Source organism: Mesorhizobium sp. M7A.F.Ca.CA.004.06.1.1 (genome assembly GCF_003999135.1).
GTDB lineage: Bacteria > Pseudomonadota > Alphaproteobacteria > Rhizobiales > Rhizobiaceae > Mesorhizobium.
The window spans coordinates 1-512 of record NZ_RZPQ01001413.1; the positions used below are offsets into that span (position 1 = coordinate 1).

1 protein-coding gene is annotated in these 512 nt (G+C 63.3%); it reads left to right on the plus strand.

Translation table 11 applies throughout. The features are described from left to right. A partial coding sequence (locus tag EN906_RS36670) for an ABC transporter permease subunit (protein ID WP_127375890.1) occupies nucleotides 1-458 on the plus strand: 458 nt, incomplete at its 5' end. Between the last annotated feature and the right edge of the window lie 54 nt (nucleotides 459-512).

Sequence of the window (512 nt, forward strand, 5' to 3'; positions counted from 1 at the left end):
TGCCGCGCTCCGCCGCTTTCGTCGGCGGCCTGGTGCTGACACTGATGACGCTGCCGACGATCATCATCGCGACGCGCGCTGCACTTGCCGCGGTGCCGCCGTCGATCCGCTCGGCGGCTCTCGGTCTTGGCGCCTCCAAGATGCAGATGGTGTTCCAGCACATCCTGCCGCTTGCCGCACCCGGCATCCTCACCGGCACCATCATCGGTCTAGCGCGTGCGCTCGGTGAAACCGCGCCCCTGCTGCTAATCGGCATGGTCGCCTTCGTCGCCGATCCACCGACGACGCCTTTCGATCCGGCCACTGCGCTGCCGGTGCAGATCTATATGTGGGCGAACGAGGCCGAACGCGCCTTCGTCGAGCGCATGTCGGGCGCGATCATCATCCTGCTCGTCTTCCTCATGGCCATGAACATCACCGCGATCGTGCTTCGGCGTCGGTTCGAGCGGCGCTGGTAGAAAAAAGGCATTTTGGTATGAACATCATGACCGAACAGTCCCTTGAAAATGCAG